This window comes from Roseibium sp. M-1 (genome assembly GCF_054515675.1).
In genome coordinates this window covers 126,471-142,719 of the sequence record NZ_CM137257.1, presented here as the reverse complement: position 1 = coordinate 142,719, position 16,249 = coordinate 126,471, and the positions used below count along the sequence as shown (strand labels likewise).

19 protein-coding genes are annotated in these 16,249 nt (G+C 60.3%); 6 read left to right on the top strand and 13 right to left on the bottom strand.

The window, feature by feature from the left end; translation table 11 throughout:
- Window positions 1-12: 12 nt before the first annotated feature.
- The 4 genes from ACX3M4_RS00720 to ACX3M4_RS00705 form a co-directional block, all read right to left on the bottom strand.
- Complete coding sequence (locus ACX3M4_RS00720; protein ID WP_459359345.1) at window positions 13-390, bottom strand: DUF1491 family protein; 378 nt, start codon at window positions 388-390, stop codon at window positions 13-15.
- A 161-nt stretch (window positions 391-551) separates the two neighbouring features.
- Window positions 552-923 (bottom strand): SH3 domain-containing protein, encoded by a 372-nt coding sequence (locus ACX3M4_RS00715; protein ID WP_459356693.1) that lies wholly within the window; start codon window positions 921-923, stop codon window positions 552-554.
- A gap of 26 nt (window positions 924-949) precedes the next feature.
- A complete protein-coding gene (locus ACX3M4_RS00710; protein WP_459356692.1) occupies window positions 950-1,720 on the bottom strand; it encodes a peptidoglycan-binding domain-containing protein in 771 nt (256 codons plus the stop codon).
- Between the two features lie 8 nt (window positions 1,721-1,728).
- Window positions 1,729-3,393, bottom strand: coding sequence for an ATP-binding protein (locus ACX3M4_RS00705; protein ID WP_459356691.1), 1,665 nt, complete (start codon window positions 3,391-3,393; stop codon window positions 1,729-1,731).
- A 387-nt stretch (window positions 3,394-3,780) separates the two neighbouring features.
- On the opposite strand from ACX3M4_RS00705, the gene ACX3M4_RS00700 reads away from it, so the two are divergent.
- Window positions 3,781-4,239, top strand: coding sequence for a DUF5330 domain-containing protein (locus ACX3M4_RS00700; protein ID WP_459356690.1), 459 nt, complete (start codon window positions 3,781-3,783; stop codon window positions 4,237-4,239).
- A gap of 280 nt (window positions 4,240-4,519) precedes the next feature.
- Window positions 4,520-4,951 carry a SufE family protein gene (locus ACX3M4_RS00695; RefSeq protein ID WP_459356689.1) on the top strand — a complete coding sequence of 144 codons (432 nt, stop codon included), beginning with the start codon at window positions 4,520-4,522 and terminating at the stop codon, window positions 4,949-4,951.
- Window positions 4,952-5,230: 279 nt separating this feature from the next.
- On the opposite strand, the gene ACX3M4_RS00690 is transcribed toward ACX3M4_RS00695, so the two are convergent.
- The 8 genes from ACX3M4_RS00690 to ACX3M4_RS00655 all read right to left on the bottom strand — a co-directional run bounded on the left by ACX3M4_RS00690 (window position 5,231) and on the right by ACX3M4_RS00655 (window position 11,945).
- Complete coding sequence (locus ACX3M4_RS00690) at window positions 5,231-5,647, bottom strand: Ros/MucR family transcriptional regulator (protein WP_459356688.1); 417 nt, start codon at window positions 5,645-5,647, stop codon at window positions 5,231-5,233.
- Window positions 5,648-5,963: 316 nt separating this feature from the next.
- Complete coding sequence (gene mnhG / locus ACX3M4_RS00685; protein ID WP_459356687.1) at window positions 5,964-6,308, bottom strand: monovalent cation/H(+) antiporter subunit G; 345 nt, start codon at window positions 6,306-6,308, stop codon at window positions 5,964-5,966.
- Complete coding sequence (locus ACX3M4_RS00680; RefSeq protein ID WP_459356686.1) at window positions 6,305-6,661, bottom strand: cation:proton antiporter; 357 nt, start codon at window positions 6,659-6,661, stop codon at window positions 6,305-6,307. Before ACX3M4_RS00680 ends, mnhG begins: the two co-directional genes overlap by 4 nt.
- Window positions 6,658-7,134: a Na+/H+ antiporter subunit E gene (locus tag ACX3M4_RS00675; RefSeq protein WP_459356685.1), complete on the bottom strand. Its 477-nt coding sequence runs from the start codon at window positions 7,132-7,134 to the stop codon at window positions 6,658-6,660. Before ACX3M4_RS00675 ends, ACX3M4_RS00680 begins: the two co-directional genes overlap by 4 nt.
- A complete protein-coding gene (locus tag ACX3M4_RS00670; protein ID WP_459356684.1) occupies window positions 7,131-8,726 on the bottom strand; it encodes a Na+/H+ antiporter subunit D in 1,596 nt (531 codons plus the stop codon). The genes ACX3M4_RS00675 and ACX3M4_RS00670 overlap by 4 nt, the downstream gene beginning before the upstream one ends.
- 5 nt (window positions 8,727-8,731) lie before the next feature.
- A complete protein-coding gene (locus ACX3M4_RS00665; protein WP_459356683.1) occupies window positions 8,732-9,109 on the bottom strand; it encodes a Na+/H+ antiporter subunit C in 378 nt (125 codons plus the stop codon).
- Window positions 9,109-9,528: a Na(+)/H(+) antiporter subunit B gene (locus tag ACX3M4_RS00660; protein WP_459356682.1), complete on the bottom strand. Its 420-nt coding sequence runs from the start codon at window positions 9,526-9,528 to the stop codon at window positions 9,109-9,111. Before ACX3M4_RS00660 ends, ACX3M4_RS00665 begins: the two co-directional genes overlap by 1 nt.
- Window positions 9,528-11,945 (bottom strand): putative monovalent cation/H+ antiporter subunit A, encoded by a 2,418-nt coding sequence (locus tag ACX3M4_RS00655; RefSeq protein ID WP_459356681.1) that lies wholly within the window; start codon window positions 11,943-11,945, stop codon window positions 9,528-9,530. The genes ACX3M4_RS00660 and ACX3M4_RS00655 overlap by 1 nt, the downstream gene beginning before the upstream one ends.
- Before the next feature lie 346 nt (window positions 11,946-12,291).
- Between ACX3M4_RS00655 and ACX3M4_RS00650 the strand changes: the two genes are divergently transcribed.
- From ACX3M4_RS00650 to ACX3M4_RS00640, 3 genes are all read left to right on the top strand, one after another.
- Window positions 12,292-13,269, top strand: a complete 978-nt coding sequence (locus tag ACX3M4_RS00650) for a GGDEF domain-containing protein (RefSeq protein WP_459356680.1) — start codon at window positions 12,292-12,294, stop codon at window positions 13,267-13,269.
- A gap of 94 nt (window positions 13,270-13,363) precedes the next feature.
- Window positions 13,364-13,819 carry a peptide-methionine (R)-S-oxide reductase MsrB gene (msrB, locus tag ACX3M4_RS00645; RefSeq protein WP_459356679.1) on the top strand — a complete coding sequence of 152 codons (456 nt, stop codon included), beginning with the start codon at window positions 13,364-13,366 and terminating at the stop codon, window positions 13,817-13,819.
- Window positions 13,820-13,932: 113 nt separating this feature from the next.
- On the top strand, window positions 13,933-14,679 hold the full coding sequence (locus ACX3M4_RS00640; RefSeq protein ID WP_459356678.1) for a substrate-binding periplasmic protein: 747 nt from the start codon (window positions 13,933-13,935) through the stop codon (window positions 14,677-14,679).
- Between the two features lie 21 nt (window positions 14,680-14,700).
- Here the strand turns inward: ACX3M4_RS00640 and ACX3M4_RS00635 are convergent, their stop codons facing one another.
- Complete coding sequence (locus ACX3M4_RS00635; protein WP_459356677.1) at window positions 14,701-15,144, bottom strand: winged helix-turn-helix transcriptional regulator; 444 nt, start codon at window positions 15,142-15,144, stop codon at window positions 14,701-14,703.
- Window positions 15,145-15,275: 131 nt separating this feature from the next.
- On the opposite strand from ACX3M4_RS00635, the gene ACX3M4_RS00630 reads away from it, so the two are divergent.
- Window positions 15,276-16,151 (top strand): SDR family oxidoreductase, encoded by an 876-nt coding sequence (locus ACX3M4_RS00630; RefSeq protein ID WP_459356676.1) that lies wholly within the window; start codon window positions 15,276-15,278, stop codon window positions 16,149-16,151.
- The last annotated feature ends 98 nt before the right edge of the window (window positions 16,152-16,249 follow it).

Sequence of the window (16,249 nt, the reverse complement as noted above, 5' to 3'; positions counted from 1 at the left end):
GATAATGCGGGTCTAGAAACGGAACAGCCTCGTCGCTGGATCCGGTGGCGTATCCTCCTGCACCAGCGGCAAGTCCACACGTCCGTCCCGCGCCTCGATATCGACGAGCCAGTAGTCCGGGTCCATGCGCGCCTCGCTCTTCAGCCGCGCGCCCACCGCCTCACGGTCCGTCTGGTCCAGCACCTTTTCGAAAAGACGTCCCTGGGGCTGATCGCTGAAATAGGCCTGCGGCGCCGGCCCATAGAAATCGAACGTTCCGTCCAGCCGGTCGACGCAGACAAAGACCGCCCCCGCCTCCGGCGCACCACGCTTGGAGACGGCAGCAAAGCCCCCTTCCCCAAATATTCGCCGGACCAGGGCGCTGACGAAGAAATCGGACGTAACCCGCATCGCATCTTCCATTGAGCTGTCCGGTCACGCCGGAGCTGATGTTGCTGCCGGTCTACGCCAAGTCCGCCGAAGGGGCAATTGTTTCGCCTGAGAGAAGGGAGAAGCGATCCGTGCCGCAAGAACGGATCTGATCAAGGCAGACCGTTGGAAGAATGACAGCCTCAGCAACCGCTGGAAAGATTGCGCGCCGGCACCCAGCCACGCTCGTCCGCCTCGTTCCGGCAGAAGGCCCAGCCATGCAAGATCCGCTCGGTGATCAGAACGTCACCCTTTTTGCAGGTCAGTTCCATCGCGGAGTAATCTTCGGTCGCGACAACGGGAGCATCAGAAGAAACAAGGCAGTCCGGCACCCAGCCTTCCCTGCCCGCAGTGTTTTTCGCCCAGAGCCACGTGTAGCCATCCCAGACATCCTTACGCCCATCCAGCTCGATGGCCTCACCGGCGGTGACCGAGATGGAATCAGGATAGGTAGCTGTCCAGTCCTCCAGGACCGTGCAGAATTGCGGGGCTGTCGCGTCTTTCTCGTGGGCCATCAATTGATAACAGGCCAACGTGCGCCCTAGCCGGAAAGCTTGTGGCCGCTGACCATCTCCAGCCGTTCGATCACCTTGGGGCCGAGTTCGCCGGTCATCGGCAAGCCCCGATCGAATTCGAAGCGGCGGATCGCAGCGGTCGTGTTGGCGCCCATCAGCCCGTCCGCCTTGAGAGGCCCGTAACCAAGATCCGCCAGAACCTGCTGTACTTTCATCAGCTTCGGATCGGTGTCGACATCAATGGCGGAGGCTTCATCGACAGACCGGCTGACCGTGCCCGAGGTACCGGGTTTGGCCCGGGGCAACGGAACGGAAGAGGCAGCTTCCAGCGGCGCATCGCCTTGCATCGTGACGAGCGCCAGCAGAGCCTCCGTCGCCTCGCCTGTCTCCGGCAAGGACGCATGACGTTCATAGGCCCGGATTGCCCGTTCCGTCGCCGGCCCGTTCAACCCGTCGAGCGGCCCCTCATAGAGCCCGATCTTGCGCAGGGATATCTGCAGGTCGAGCACCAGGGTCGAAATCTCCTGGATCTGCAGGTCCGGCCGACGTCCGTCCGGTTCCGGCATCTGTGTCGTTTCCGGCCGGTCTCGGGTGGTGAAGAGGGGCGCCGGATGGCGGCCTGGCTGCAGCCCGACCGCATTTGCGACAATGAGACATGCCGTCAAGCCCATGACGACGGTGCCACCCGCTGCGACCGGATTGTCGAGTGCAATGTGCCCGGCACGGGACATCAGCGATTCGGACTGGCGCGCCGTCTGAGACTTCGACTGCTTTGCGGATTTCGGTTTTCTCGCCATACCGCCGCCTATGCCGATTTTGCCAGCGGGGACGCGGCCTGAGACCGGTCACGCGGCACTGGTCCGTGTTCGGCCTGTAGCGGCAGATGAATATGCACGCACTCCCCCTGCCCCAGAACGGTCTCGACCGAGAGACCGCCGCCGGTGCGCTCGAGCAGCGCCTGCGCCAGGCCGAGAACGGAGCCGGAGGCCTCGGAACTCCAGCTAAGGCCGGACTGGCGATTTTTCACCGACAGAACGCAGCCCAGGCGAGACCCTGCCGGTTTCGTGGAAACAGTCAGAAGTGCTCCGGCATCGGAGGTCTCGATCATGTCCGCAAGCACGAAACAGATTGCCTGACGCAGCAGCCTGCGATCGGCAGCAGTTGCCGGCAGGCCAACACCTGCCACGACTTCCACGGCGACCCGCCGCCTGGCAGCAGCTGGCGCCACCAGGCCCGCACAGTCTTCCAGGCAGTCAGCAAGATCGAAGGTAACGATTTCAGGCATCCGTTCCAGCTGTCGCCCCGGCACAAGGTCCAATGCAGTCTCCAGAACAGCAAGCCCGCGCGCGCCAGACTGTGCAATGGCGTTGGCGGCGTTGCTTTCGCCGCGTCCCGCGTCAGGTCGGCTTTCGTCCCGCAGTTTTCCGGTTTGCTGCAGAATTTCGGAAAGCGCTTCACGGGCTCCGGATCCCGCTTCTTCAAGAAGGGAACGCGCGAGCCTGTCCACACGCCCGCCGGTCTTTTCAGCATCAGCCGCCGCGCTGAGTGCGGCAGGCTCGGTAGCGCGCAAGGTCAGCAGCACTTTCTCGTCGTCGGGTGCTCCGGCCTCGTCGGCAAAAGACCGCAGGATCACGGTGAAGTGGCGGTACTCCGCCTGCCCCGCCTCGCCCGGCTGCGACGCGCCGACGCGCAAGCGCACCTCGAAGGACTGCGCCAGGCCATTGCTCCGGATCTCGGCGAGATGCGTCAGATAAATCGGTCTGTCCGCTACATGCAGACGTGCAAACAGCCAATCACCGCTCTCGGTCGGAACATGACCGAGCAGCTGCTTGAGCGGACCGCCCATCAGGCGCAGGGCCCCGTTGGATCCAAGCTCGAAATAGGCGTCGGCGATGCTCTGGCTCATCAACTGGCGGCGCGTTTCCGTCGCCAGAACAATCGCCTGTGCCCGCCTCCTGTCGAGTGAGATCCGCATGGCCAGCATGCCGACATAGGTGATCGCGGCAAGTGTTGCCACAAAGCCCGCCGCCGGAACGGGCTCCACACCTGCAGGCACCGGCAGGAAGGTCACAGCTGCAAGCAGGCCGGCACAGAAAGCGGTGACGAACACCACGATCCGCCGGCTGGTCGAAAAGGCAGCTTCCATCGGCGGCACAAGCAGCCAGAGCAGCGCAAAGGAATTCGTGCCCCCTGTCACCATGCAGATCGCGGCGATGAAGAGAGCAAACAGGCCCGCGGAAAAGCCGATCGCCCGGTTGAGGGCACCGGACTGGGAAACGTAGAGCGCGAGCGGCCATTGGCAGAGCATCCAGGCAAGCGCGAGCAGCGTTGCAACTTGCGGCGCGCCCGCCAGGGCGAGGTGAAGCGGCAGCACAACCAGCGCGGCAGCACCCACAACAAAACAGCCGATCAGGAATGTCCGGTGCAAAGGCGCAAGAAAAGGATCGCAACAGGCTTCGGGATGAATCATTCCATCCACGCGAACAGCCCAATGGCTCCAAATATTCTGCAGACTTTTCAGAAGGTTACGCACTCTACACTACCACAAACCAACAACGGATTTTTCCGTTCGCCCCTCTTTCAGCGTCATTGTCCCCGGCAGCACTTAAGGAACGATAAAGGATGAATCCGGATGGTCGATTTTTTCCGGTTTCACAATCCTTTCAGGGGCTTGGCTCCAATTCGATAAAACTTGAATCAATTTTTCAGAGAACTTGACTTAAATACCTGTTTCATTTGATGAAAATGCGCTCTTTCCATTCAACCGGGCATTCTCATGTCGCTGTTATGGTGATCTCATAACAAGCGTGCCGACGGCACAAAGGCACGCGAGAACGAACAGACTATGGGTAGCGACATGTTCTTTCTTTTGAGGACGGCCTTCTGGCTCACCTTGGTGCTGGTCCTGATTCCGCTCGGGTCGGAGCAGGAAGACACCACGGGTGAAACAATCGATCCGGTCTCCGCGTTCCTTGCGGCGCAGGCGACGGTCTCCGACATCGGCGGGTTTTGCTCACGCAATCCGCAGGCCTGCGAAACGGGCGGCGATGCCCTGGCAGCCATCGGTAGCCGGGCACGCGACGGTGCAAGGATCGTTTACGAGTTCCTTGACACGCAGGTAGCCGACCGCCCGGAAAGCGAACCTCTGGTCACCGGGTCGACATCTCCTCCGGTTGCCGGCGCAGCGTCCGGGTTGTCGAGCGGCATCTTCACCGGCATGCCATCCGGCCAGCCGGTCACGAACACCGTCTCCGTTTCGGAGACAGACTTTGGGCCGGTGCCACGGCCCAAACCACGCTCAGGCCAAAAGACCTGAGCTGAAGGGCTGCCAAGGATCCGCTGACCTCCTGGATCCGCCCGCAGCCGATTGCGCCCCCGCTGAAGCGGTGCTGCACGGCAGCAACGCAAAGACGGCTTCACTTCAGCGGTTCGTTCCGCTGCGCCGCAGATGGAAAGCTGCCCATTTCATCTGCGGCGTATTTTTATGTCTTCTCCAAAGCTCCCTCGCCTCCAAGGCCTCTCCAGTCCAGTCCGGATTTGCACTTTGCTGCTTAGCAGCTATATGAAGGCCTGAAAGACCTTCAAAGACCGGTGCCATGACCACGAGCCTCAGCGACATTCTCGAAAGCTTCGATTTTCTGGACGATTGGGAAGATCGCTACAAATACCTCATAGATCTCGGCAAGGAACTTGCTCCCCTCAGCGAGGCGGAAAAGTCCGATGCCAACAAGGTGCGCGGTTGCGTGTCGCAGGTCTGGCTGATCACAAGCATCGACAAGGGGACGGACGGCGCGCCGGTTCTCACCTTCCGCGGCGACAGCGATGCGTTGATCGTGCAGGGTCTGGTTGCCATCGTTACCACGCTCTTCAACGGCAAGACCGCTACAGAGATACTCGAAACAGACGTCGAAGGCCTTTTCAACCGCCTTGGTCTCCAGGAACACCTGACGCCGCAACGCTCCAACGGCCTGAGATCCATGGTCGGCCGCATCCGCGCGGATGCCCAGGATGCCCTCGCGGCCGCCTGAGTGCGACCGCCCCCTACAGCGCGTCACGTTCAACGGAAAAGCCATGCGTCGCTTTTGCGCTGAAACCCTTGGTTTCAGTCAACCACCAGCGATGCCGGTCAGGCGCGACGCGTTCAATAATCTCGCCCGCAATGCGTCTCCACCGGTGGCTAGTTGTGAGCTCACATCCAGCTGCTTTCGGTGAACCTCAAGCCGCTTTCAATGTCGAACGGCCAAAAAGAAAAGAGCCGCCCAAATGGCGGCTCTTAAAAAGACGTCTAACGGAACAGAGCGCCGGTATTACTTGGAGCGCTTGCGCTGCTGGCCAAGGCCCATCTTCTTGGCCAGTTCCGAACGGGCAGCCGCATAGTTCGGTGCAACCATCGGGTAATCGGCGCCAAGGTCCCACTTCTCCCGGTACTCTTCCGGGGTCATGTTGTAATGGGTGCGCAGGTGACGCTTCAGCGACTTGAACTTCTTGCCGTCTTCCAGGCAGATGATGTAGTCGGGCATGACGGACTTCTTGACCGGAACGGCCGGCTTCAGCGGCTCCGGCTCCGGCTCGCTCGAAGTGTTCGCGGTGCGCTGCAGGGCGCCATACACTTCGTTGATCAGACCAGGCAGATCTGTTGACGCTACCGTGTTGTTGCTCACGTAGGCTGAGACGATGTCTGCCGTAAGATCAATCAGATTTGCATCCACCGGACTGTCAGTCATATTTCACCCGTTCTCTACTGATTTTCAAATTTAGCTTTGGTGTTTACCTGCAAAAAAATTGCGTCGAAAACGCTTCTAGAAATTCTGATACTTGCGGACCCAGAATTCAAAAATGATTCTACTTTGCAGGCAATCGTCACAGCCTTATATCGCCGCTTAGCTGAAACGACAACCCCGGAATTCAAATAAAAATCGAACTGCGCCAATAAAAATCAAATTCTACAAATATTGACGTTATCCTGTGCACCCAGTTTGACAATGGACCGATAGTATTGTCAGGAAACGGTCTTCAGACCGCAGGAAGACCCTGCCGGCCTCAGTTTCTGGGCCGGGCAGTTTTTGCAAGGGCGTCTTCCTTGGTATCCGCACAGGGCTGGTAACCCGCCGCGTAGGCAGCTTTCGCCAACAAATGGGCCGAAATTGGGGCGGTCAGCAGGAAGAAAACCACGCCTGCGATCGCCCGCGTCACCACGGCCAGGTCGCCCGCATGTACGGCAAGTGCAAGCAGCATGACGCCAGAGCCGAGCGTGCCCGCCTTGGAGGCCGCATGCATTCGCATATAGACGTCTTTAAGGCGGATGATGCCGATGGACGCGATCAGCGAGAAGGACGCGCCGATGATCAGCATGATGCCGGTGATGATCTCAACAGCCGCGGTCATTCGCCGGCCTTTCTGCGCTGAACGCTGTCTTCGACTTCGTCCATGATGGTCTTGTCGCCGGCAAGGCCCCGGTTGAGCACGAAGCGCGCAAACGCAACTGTCGCCAGGAAACCGACCAGGCCCAGAGTGATGGCGATGTCGATATAGAGATAGAAGCCCGTGGAAACGCCGATGGCGGCGATGAAGCCGATGCCGACGGCCACCAGCATGTCGAGAGCGACGACGCGGTCCGGCAGGCTCGGCCCCTTCACCGTCCGGAAGACGATGATGATGAAGGAGACCGTCAGCAGCGCCAGTGCGATATGAACGCTCAGATGCAGGAACTGCGAGGAGAATGTCTCAAGCGGTGTCATCGGAACACCTCCAGGATCTTGCGTTCGAAGCCGTTCTTGATGTCGTCGATGGTCGCCTGCGGATCGGGCACGTCGATGCAGTGCACGTAGAGGATCTTCCTGTCTTCGGAGACGTCGACCGAAAGTGTTCCCGGCGTCAGCGTGATGAGGTTGGCCAGCATCGTGATCTCGAAGTCCCGGTCCACGGTGAGCGGAAAGGCGATGATGCCCGGCTGCAGTTCGATCTTCGGCTTCAACACGATGACGGCGACACGCCAGGCTGACAGGACCAGCTCATAGACGAACAGGACCGCGAGGCCGAAAGCCTTCGACACACGCTGGAAATAGGCAGCCGTCCCGACCTGTTCTCGGATCAGGTAAAGCGCGCCGAAACCGAGGGCGAAGCCGAACGCCATGTTGACTTCCGAAAAGCTGCCGGTGACCGCGGCCCAGGCCAGCATCAGGAGAATGTTGATCAGAAAGAGACTGGTCATCCCTGGCCTCCAAAGACTGAGAGCAGATATCCGGCGGGATTAACGAGACCGCTCGCGCCGCGGGTCGACAGTTCCAGAAGCCATTCCGGCTGCAGCCCGAAATAGATGACGAGTGCCGTCAGGATGCCGAGCGGCAGCCAGACAGAAGCGCCGGACAGCTGGGCGCTGCCACCGGCAGCAGCAGCAACCGCCACCGCCTCCCCATCTGCCGTTCCCTCCGGCCCGCCGCGCCAGAAGGCAAAGATCCAGACCCGGCCCATGGCAAGCGTCGTCAGGAAGCCACTGACCAGGATCGCTGCAGCAAGCCAGGCCCGCTCACCTTCGAAGGCCGCGTTCACCAGCATGATCTTCGGCCAGAAGCCAGAAAAGGGCGGCAGGCCCGAGACGGCAAAGCCGAGGACCAGGAACACGGCGGCAAAGGCAGCGCTCTTCTGGTAGAGCCCGCCGAGGTCCCTGAGTTGGTAAGAGCCGCCCATCATGTACATGATGCCCGCGGCCATATAGAGCGCGGTCATCACGATGATCGAGTGGACCGCATAGAATATTGCGCCGGAGACCGCTTCAGGCGAACCGACCGCCACCCCGGCCAGCATCGAGCCGATCCCGGCGATGACCACATATCCGAGAAGACGCCGCATTTCGCTCTGGGCCAGGGCGCCGATGGCACCGGTCAGAAGCGTTGCGATGGCGACCAGTGCGATCACGTCTGCCATGTAATCGCGCGATTGCGGCATGATCAGCACGAAGATGCGGAGCAGGGCATAGACGCCGACCTTCGTCAGAAGTCCGGCGAAGACCGCCGAAACGACGACATTGGGCGTATGGTAGGAAGCCGGCAGCCAGAAATTGACCGGAAAAGCCGCCGCCTTCATGGCAAAGGCCAGGAAATAGAGCGCGGCGACGGTCGCCAACGTACCGGAAGCCGGATTTTCCAGCGCGCCGATCTTGAGGCTGAGATCGGCCATGTTGAGCGTGCCGAAGATGCCGTAGAGCAGTCCCGTGCCGATCAGGAAGAGGTTGGTACCGATCAGGTTGAGGACGCCATATTTCACTGCGCCGTCCAGCTGGATCCGGTCATTGCCGAGCACCAGCAGGCCATAGGAAGATATCAGCAGCACCTCGAACCAGACATAGAGGTTGAAGATATCGCCCGTCAGGAAGGCACCGCAGACGCCCGTCATCAGCAAGAGCAGAAAGGGATAAAACCCGTAGCGGCGGCCGGTGCTGTCGACGGTGGCGGCGCCGAAGATGCCAGCGCAGAAGGCGACGATGGAAGCGATCAGCGACAGTGTCGCTCCGAGCGCGTCGACCGTAAAGGCGATGCCAAAGGGCGGCAGCCAGTTGCCCATCACCATCGTGACCACGCCGCGGTCCAGCACGTGGATCAGCAACCCGAGATTGGCCGCTACCAGCAAGATAAGGAACCCGATGCCGACCTTTGGCTGCAGCTCGGTGTTCTTGCGCAGCATGAGGCAGAGAGACCCGCCGAGGAGGGTGATCAGCGTTGGCGCAACCACCAGCCAGTCAGCGGCTGCGACCGGCGAGGTGATCATGGCCTCGGAATAATCAATGGAAACGGGAGAACCGGCCATAAAGCTTAATACCCTTGAGGCGGAGTTTGATCATTTTTGGGTTCGGCAAGCCGCATCTCGTTGATTTCATCGGAACGCAGTTCCTGGTAGGCGCGGAAAGCCAGCACCAGCAGGAAGGCAAAGAACGAAAACGAGATCACGATTGCCGTCAGCACCAGCGCCTGGGGCAACGGGTTGGCTGTCGCCGTTTCCGGCACATAGAGATGTTCCGGGATCAGCGGCGGCACTTCGCGGGTGAGCCTCCCGCTGGTGAAGATCAGAAGATTGACCGCATTGCCGAGGATGGCGATGCCCAGGAGAATCCGCACAAGCTGTTTTGACAGCATCAGGTAGATCGCGACCGTGAAGAACAGGCCGACGAGGATGACAACGCCGGTTTCCATCAGTCTGCCTCCCTTTCCTCGAGCGCCAGAGCAATGGAACCGATGGATCCCACCACGACGAGATAGACGCCGATGTCGAAGAACAGCGGAGTCGACAGAACGATCTCGACATGAAAGATGTTGAACTCAAGCCACTGACTGGTCATGAAGGTTTGTGACCGGAAAAGGGAGGGAATGCCAGCGAGCGCCCCTAGAAACAGCCCGAACCCGGAAACACCCATCGGGTGAAAGACGATGGCCCTGCGCACCGATGCGACGCCACAGGCGATACCAAAGATCGCAAGCGCAGAGGCCGCGATCAGGCCGCCGATAAAGCCGCCGCCCGGCTCGTTATGCCCGCGCAGCAGCACGAAGATGGAAAAAAGCACCATCAGCGCGGACAGATAAGGAGCGATGGTGCGAAAGATGATCGTACGCATCAGTTTGCCTCCGCCGGCTGGGTTTCGTTGAAAACGGTATCCGGAACTGCCTTCGGTGCCGGGCGCGTGTCGGGTGTTTCTTTCGGCTTTTCAGGTTTGGTACGCACCCTGATCAATGCCAGGACGCAGAGGCCTGCCAGCAACACGACTGCAATTTCACCCAACGTATCGATACCGCGGAAGTCCACCAGGATGACGTTGACGATATTGCGGCCATGGGCGATCGATCGGCTAAACTCTGCGAAGAACTCCGGCAGGCGGGTATCGAAGGGCTGCTGGGTGATCGCGAGCATGGTCAAGGTCAGGCCGAGGCCGACGGCCGCGGCCACGATACCGGTTGCCACAACGGCGAGGCCGTGCCGGTGATCGCTCGGAGACAGGTTGAGCCGGGTCATGACGAGGGCCAGGATGACGACCGACAGCGTTTCCACCATGAACTGGGTGAACGAAAGATCCGGCGCGCCGAACATCATGAAGATCAGCGCCACGGCGAAACCCTGGATACCGAGCGAGACGATGGCCGTCAGTCTGGTCTTGGCGATCAGCACCGCGATCAGGCCAAGCACGGCAATGAAAAAGATCCCCCACTCGTAGAAGCGGTATTCCGGCATCTTCGGCATGGCCGGCAGGCTGTTTGTCAGGAAGCCTGGCAACAGCACGGCAATCCCCGTGAAGAGGAAGGTCAGCATCATGTAGGTCTGCATCTTGCCGTTCTGCAGGATGCGGGTCAGCCAGCCGGAAAAGCTCACAATCCCGGCGACAAACTGGTCGAAGCCCTTGTCCGGGCCCCAGCCGATGCCTGTCAGCGTCGCGGCTATGATCGCCCGCAGCCGGTCGATCTGGGTGTAGAGAGCAATACCGAGGCCGATGGTGATAAGGGACAGGATCAGCGGCGCATTGATGGAGGTCGGCCACAGGTGCAGTTCGACTTCCTTGAACTCGCCCGTCAGCGACGCAAGTGTCGGGGTGACAAAGAGTTCACCGGTCGTATGGGCAACAAATGCGAGACCAAGGCCGAGCACGGACAGGACGACGGGTCCGGCGAACAGCAGGACCGGTCCCTCATGCGCGTGTTTTGGCGTTTCCACCTTTGGCCCGAGGAACGGCTTGAGGGCAACTGCAGCGGCAATGACAAGCATCAGCGCGTTGCCGGCTACCGCTGTAATCGTCATTGGCAAGCCCCAGTATTCAAGCCAGCCGAAAGTCCCGTAGTAGAGCACTTCCTTTGCGATGAAACCGATGAATGGCGGCATGCCGGCCATGGACAGAGCAGCCAGCACAGCCGCAATAAAGGTGATCGGCATCGCACTTCGCAAGCCGCCGAGCTTGGTGATGTCACGCGTGCCGGCCTCATGGTCGATGGTACCGGCAACCATGAAGAGACAACCCTTGAACAGGGAATGCGCCAGCAGATAAAGCACTGCCCCTTCCAGAGCCTTCTCATGACTGGTGCCCGTCAGCATGACCAAAAGCCCCAGCGAGGCGACGGTCGTATAGGCAAGCATCAGCTTCAGGTCGGTCTGGCGCACCGCCAGGACTGTACCGACAAGCAGCGTAACACCACCAAAGAGTGGCAGCACGGTGGTCCAAAGTTCCGTCCCGCCAAGCAGCGGCTGCATGCGCATCAGCAAATAGACGCCCGCCTTCACCATGGTGGCCGAATGCAGGTAAGCGGAGACCGGGGTCGGCGCTTCCATCGCATTGGGCAGCCAGAAATGGAACGGAAACTGCGCCGACTTGGTGAAGGCCCCGCCGAGCACCAGCAGGAAGATCGGCAGGTAGAGGGACGTATTCTTGATGATGTCGGGCGATGCCAGCAGCACCGACATCTCGATCTCGCCGGTTGCCGAGATGATCAGGATGAACCCGGCCAGAAGTGCCAGACCGCCGCCACCGGTCACCACCAGTGCCTGCAGAGCCGCCCGGCGAGAGGCTGCACGCAGGTGGTCAAAGCCGATCAGCAGGAAGGAGGTGACTGAGGTCAGCTCCCAGAAGATGAAAAGCGAGATCAGGTTGTTGCCGAGCACCAGCCCCAGCATCGACCCCATGAACATGAAGAGGAACGAGAAGAACCGCCCCTGCTGCGGATGCCCTTTCAGGTAGCCACCCGCATAAAGGATGATGAAGGTACCGATACCGGAGATCAGCAGAGCGAACAGCGTCGACAGCCCGTCCACGTAGACGGAAAAGTTGATGCCGTAGCTTGGCGCCCAGGCCTTTGCCGCGACAAACGTTTCCCCCTTCGAGACCGGCTCGATGAAGCCGGCAAAATGCACGAAGATCAGCGCCGGCACCACTGCCAGCAGCCAGGCTGCATTGTGCTTGAACAGGCGCGTCAGGAAAGGTGCGACCACAGCCGCAGCAAAGGGAGCGAGCACAGCATAAAGGGTGGTGTCATCGATCAATGCTGGCGTCATGCTGATCTTTCGTCACGGTTTTTAAAGAAACGGCGGAAGCGGATTTTGTCGAATCAGCCTCGTTCCGCCGGATAATAGCGGGCCGGAAGGTTTATGACATGTCTTAGGCAGTTGAATTTGCCTGTTCAAGCGCGTGCCGGTCGATTTTCGGATTTTTCAGCCGCGTCACATGCGCACCTTTACCGAGGTCCCCGCAGCTCCACACTTCCCTCAGGGCACGGGAAACCGGCAAAACGCCGGCCCGAAGTTCGGTCGCTCAGTGCTTGCCACTTGATTTCACAACGTGAATACCGTTCAGTTTCAATTAGACGATGCATTGCCACCCTCAAATCTGAGCGAGGCTAAGATGGTTTTGGACAGCAACAAGGAAACCCCGTCGGGTCAGGCACTGCTCCACCCGTCCAGCATCGATTTCGAAACACTTTTGAAACTCAGCAGCGAGGCCGTGCTGCTGCTGTCGCTCGGCGGCGAGCCCGCCTTCATTTCGCCAGCCGCCGAACGCCTTTTTGGCTGGAGCGGGGAGAAACTCGCCGATCACTTGAGCGACCTCGTCTATATCGGCAGCCCGAACGCCGATGCGGAACTGCTTCACAGGATCCTGTCCGGCAGCGGCGACCAGGATGCTCCCCTCCCCCATGCAGATCTTCAGCTTCGCTCCGCCTTCGGTCCCCTGGTCTGGGCGGAAGTGACGACACACCTGCTGGAAGACACATCCGGCAAGCCATATGCCTACGCGGTCTATTTCCGCAGCATCGCCAAACGCAAGGAGCTGGAAGGCCTTCTGGATGCGGCCACGCAGACAGATCCACTCACCGGGCTCTTCAACCGCCGCGCCTTCGAGGACAGCCTGAAACGCGAATGGGCGATTGCGCTGCGCGAAAAGACCCACACCAGCCTGATCAAGGTGTCGCTCGACCGGTTCGAAGCGCTTGCGGAACACTACGGCCCAAGCGCGGCGGAGGATTGCCTCAACAAGGTGGCGACCACCCTGAAGGAGACCGCCCGCCGGCCGGCGGACATTGCCGCGCGCACCGCGACGTCCGAGTTCTCGCTGCTTCTGCCGCGCACCCATGAAATGGGCGTCGAGACGATCAGCGCCTATCTCCATATCGCCATTCAGGATCTCGGCATTCCCAATCCCGACAACACCGCCGGCAACGGCGTCGTGACCGCCTCGGTCGGTGCCGCCTGCGCCGTCGCCGAGCAGACGGGCGTAGCGGAAAGCTCCGAATTCATCCTCGCCGCCGCCGAGAACTGCGTCTTTCAGGCCCGCCAGGAAGGCGGCAACCGGGTGAAGACCGTGATGAATTTCCTGTCGCGCTAAATGACGAAGACCTGAAACAAGCGTTACTCCTGGCGTCTTGCCGCCAGCCCTTGCTGCGCTTATTTCTGGCAAAAAGCAAAACAAGGATTGTGCAATGAGCGACGATACCACCCGCAACAGCGATGCCGCACCCAAGGTCAGAAAGACGACCGCCGAATGGATGGAGCAGCTGACGCCGGAGCAGTTCTACGTCACCCGCCAGTCCGGAACCGAGCGCCCCTTTACCGGCCCCTATTGGGACAACAAGCTGATCGGCCGTTACGATTGCGTGTGCTGCGGCACGGCGCTGTTCATGTCGGACACCAAATTCGATTCCGGCTGCGGCTGGCCGAGTTTCTTCGAGGCGATCGGTCCGGAAACGATCCGGGAGCTTGATGACCATTCCCACGGGATGATGAGGACCGAGATCCGCTGCAACAGCTGCGACGCGCATCTTGGGCACGTCTTTCCGGATGGACCGCGGCCGACGGGCCTGCGTTACTGCCTCAACGGACACGCCATGAACTTCGTTCACGGCGGCCGGAAACCCGTTTCAAGCGGCAAGGACTGACAGCCCGGAAACCAAAAGGTGCATTTTTCGGCAAAAGACCCGACCCTTTAGACTTCGGTTACGCACTATTGGCATTATTAGCAGGGGTTCTTGCTAATAAATCGGGGTGGATCTTGTCTCTTGTACGGAGAATTGCCTGCGCAGGCGTGGGTGCCTGGACAACGGGTCTCGCGCTGCTGCTGTCCGGCCTGTCATCGATGGCGGCGGCCCCGTTGGTTGCCTATACCGGCTACCTGCCGCCGTTGTCGATTGATGAGGAACACAAGGGCATATCCGTCGAGTTGATGGAGCTTGTGGCCGAAAAGGCCGGGCTCGACATCGATATCCGCTTCGCCCCCTGGATGCGTGCGCAGCTGCTGGCGGAAAACACCCCGGGAGCCTTGTTGTTCTCCGTTGCCTATTCCAAGTCCAGAGGCGACCGGTTCACCTATGTCGCTCCACTTATCTATACAGAAAGCGCCTTCGTCACCCTCGACCAGCCACTGGACACGTTCGAGAAGGTCATCGAGACCGGCAAGGTGGTCGGTGTTCATCTCGGCAGCCAGCGCAGCAACATCCTGCAACGGTTCGGCATCCGCAACGTGGAGGAAATCCCGACCGCGGAGCAGATGAGCATCATGCTGAAGACCGGCCGGATCGATGCCTGGTACACGATGACGATCCGCGCCGGCTACATGTTCCGCCAGCAGGGTTACGATCCGAAGGAACTGGTGATCGGTGCGCCCGTCACTCACGGAACCCAGTGGCTCGCCGCCAACAAGGACCTCGATCCGGACATCCGCGCGCGTCTTTCAGCTGCGGTCTCCAAGGTGTGGCGCGACCCGCGTTACTGGCAGATCATCGACAAATACAGCCATTGATCGGCCTGTCGCGCCGTTTAATTACTCGGCCGCTTCGACAGCCGCCGCCTCGACCCTGTTTTCTTTTTCCGACAGGATCCGGGAGATATTGATTTCCACCCAGTCGGCGAAGTCGCGCACTTTCAAGGCCGCTTCCCTGCCGATCGGCGTCAGGCTGTAATCCACATGCGGCGGCACGACCGGATGGGAATAGCGGTCGATGAAACCGTCCGCCTCAAGTGTCTGAAGCGTCTGCGCCAGCATTTTCTCGCTGACCCCGCCGACGCTGCGCCGCAATTCCGAAAAGCGCTGGTTCCGCTGCAGCAATGCGATCAGCACCAGGACTCCCCAGCGGCTGGTCAGGTGCCGCAGGATCTCCCGCGACGGACAATCCGGATTGAGCATTTCGCCCTTGCGGATCAGCTCCGACAAGGTCGCATTGCCGCTGAGGGCGCATCCGGGGCTTTGATCGGTCTTCTCGCTCATGTCCTGTTTCCGTCCGTTGAGGATCGTCTTTTTTCAAAACTAACCTTTTTGTACGTACTAACAAAAAGAAAGTGCCCCGTCTATATGGGCTGCATCCGATGGATTTCACCGATCAGCCAAGGAGAAACATTATGATCGCAGTCACCGGTGCCAATGGCCAGCTGGGCCGCCTCGTCCTCAAACATCTGACAAAGCTTGCCGGCGAACCGGTGCGCGCAATGGTTCGCTCCCCGGAGAAAGCCCAGGACCTCGCCTCCCGGAAGGTGAGCGTGGTCAAGGGCGATTATGACGATGCCGCGAGCCTCGGCGCTGCCCTTGAAGGTGTCGACCGCCTGCTCTTGATCTCCGGCTCTGAAGTCGGCAAGCGCGTGCCGCAGCACAAGGCGGTCATCGACGCGGCAAAGGCTGCCGGCGTCCGCTTCATCGTCTATACCAGCCTCCTGAACGTACCTCATTCCAGCCTGCAGCTCGGTATCGAGCATGCTGCGACGGAGACACTTCTGGCCGAAAGCGGCATTGCCCATGCGGTGTTGCGCAATGGCTGGTACGTGGAGAATTTCGGCGGCAAGATTGCGGCAGCGCTTGCTCATGGAACGGTGGCTGGTGCTGCGGGTGACGGCAAGATTTCCGCCGCCGGTCGGGAAGACTATGCGGAAGCGGCCGCCCGTGTCCTCACCGGGGACGACCTTTCCACCCGTGCCTATGAACTCGGCGGCAGCCCAGCCTTCAGCCTTGGCGACCTTGCCGCCGAGCTTTCGCGCCAGTCGGGCCGGACGATCCCGTTCAACAATCTTCCGGAAGATACCTATGCCGGGATCCTGGTTCAGGCGGGACTGCCGGAAGGCTTTGCCAAGGTGCTGGCCGACGCGGACCGGGGGACTGCGGCTGGTGAGCTTTTTACCACATCCACCGCTCTTCAGGACCTCATCGGCCATCCGACCCGGACCTTGAGCGATTTGATCGCGGAAGCGCTGTCGGCCCCGGCTGCCGCTGTCGCCCAGCACTGAGAAACGGAATTCGGAGGCGGTGCCGGCTGCCTCCGAATTCATCTGAATTTGTGCGCTTTGGCTTCAAGGATATTTGTTGGTTCTGCTTTGGCGAACCT

Bases quoted from the DNA above. Each gene is read 5' to 3' on its own strand.
- ACX3M4_RS00680 (WP_459356686.1), bottom strand. From the start codon at position 6,661: ATGACACCGCTTGAGACATTCTCCTCGCAGTTCCTGCATCTGAGCGTT.
- ACX3M4_RS00630 (WP_459356676.1), top strand. From the start codon at position 15,276: ATGATCGCAGTCACCGGTGCCAATGGCCAGCTGGGCCGCCTCGTCCTC.
- ACX3M4_RS00715 (WP_459356693.1), bottom strand. From the start codon at position 923: ATGGCCCACGAGAAAGACGCGACAGCCCCGCAATTCTGCACGGTCCTG.
- ACX3M4_RS00635 (WP_459356677.1), bottom strand. From the start codon at position 15,144: ATGAGCGAGAAGACCGATCAAAGCCCCGGATGCGCCCTCAGCGGCAAT.
- ACX3M4_RS00670 (WP_459356684.1), bottom strand. From the start codon at position 8,726: ATGGCCGGTTCTCCCGTTTCCATTGATTATTCCGAGGCCATGATCACC.
- ACX3M4_RS00675 (WP_459356685.1), bottom strand. From the start codon at position 7,134: ATGACCAGTCTCTTTCTGATCAACATTCTCCTGATGCTGGCCTGGGCC.
- ACX3M4_RS00650 (WP_459356680.1), top strand. From the start codon at position 12,292: ATGGTTTTGGACAGCAACAAGGAAACCCCGTCGGGTCAGGCACTGCTC.
- msrB (WP_459356679.1), top strand. From the start codon at position 13,364: ATGAGCGACGATACCACCCGCAACAGCGATGCCGCACCCAAGGTCAGA.
- ACX3M4_RS00665 (WP_459356683.1), bottom strand. From the start codon at position 9,109: ATGGAAACCGGCGTTGTCATCCTCGTCGGCCTGTTCTTCACGGTCGCG.
- ACX3M4_RS00660 (WP_459356682.1), bottom strand. From the start codon at position 9,528: ATGCGTACGATCATCTTTCGCACCATCGCTCCTTATCTGTCCGCGCTG.
- ACX3M4_RS00700 (WP_459356690.1), top strand. From the start codon at position 3,781: ATGTTCTTTCTTTTGAGGACGGCCTTCTGGCTCACCTTGGTGCTGGTC.
- ACX3M4_RS00705 (WP_459356691.1), bottom strand. From the start codon at position 3,393: ATGATTCATCCCGAAGCCTGTTGCGATCCTTTTCTTGCGCCTTTGCAC.
- ACX3M4_RS00720 (WP_459359345.1), bottom strand. From the start codon at position 390: ATGCGGGTTACGTCCGATTTCTTCGTCAGCGCCCTGGTCCGGCGAATA.
- mnhG (WP_459356687.1), bottom strand. From the start codon at position 6,308: ATGACCGCGGCTGTTGAGATCATCACCGGCATCATGCTGATCATCGGC.
- ACX3M4_RS00690 (WP_459356688.1), bottom strand. From the start codon at position 5,647: ATGACTGACAGTCCGGTGGATGCAAATCTGATTGATCTTACGGCAGAC.
- ACX3M4_RS00695 (WP_459356689.1), top strand. From the start codon at position 4,520: ATGACCACGAGCCTCAGCGACATTCTCGAAAGCTTCGATTTTCTGGAC.
- ACX3M4_RS00655 (WP_459356681.1), bottom strand. From the start codon at position 11,945: ATGACGCCAGCATTGATCGATGACACCACCCTTTATGCTGTGCTCGCT.
- ACX3M4_RS00710 (WP_459356692.1), bottom strand. From the start codon at position 1,720: ATGGCGAGAAAACCGAAATCCGCAAAGCAGTCGAAGTCTCAGACGGCG.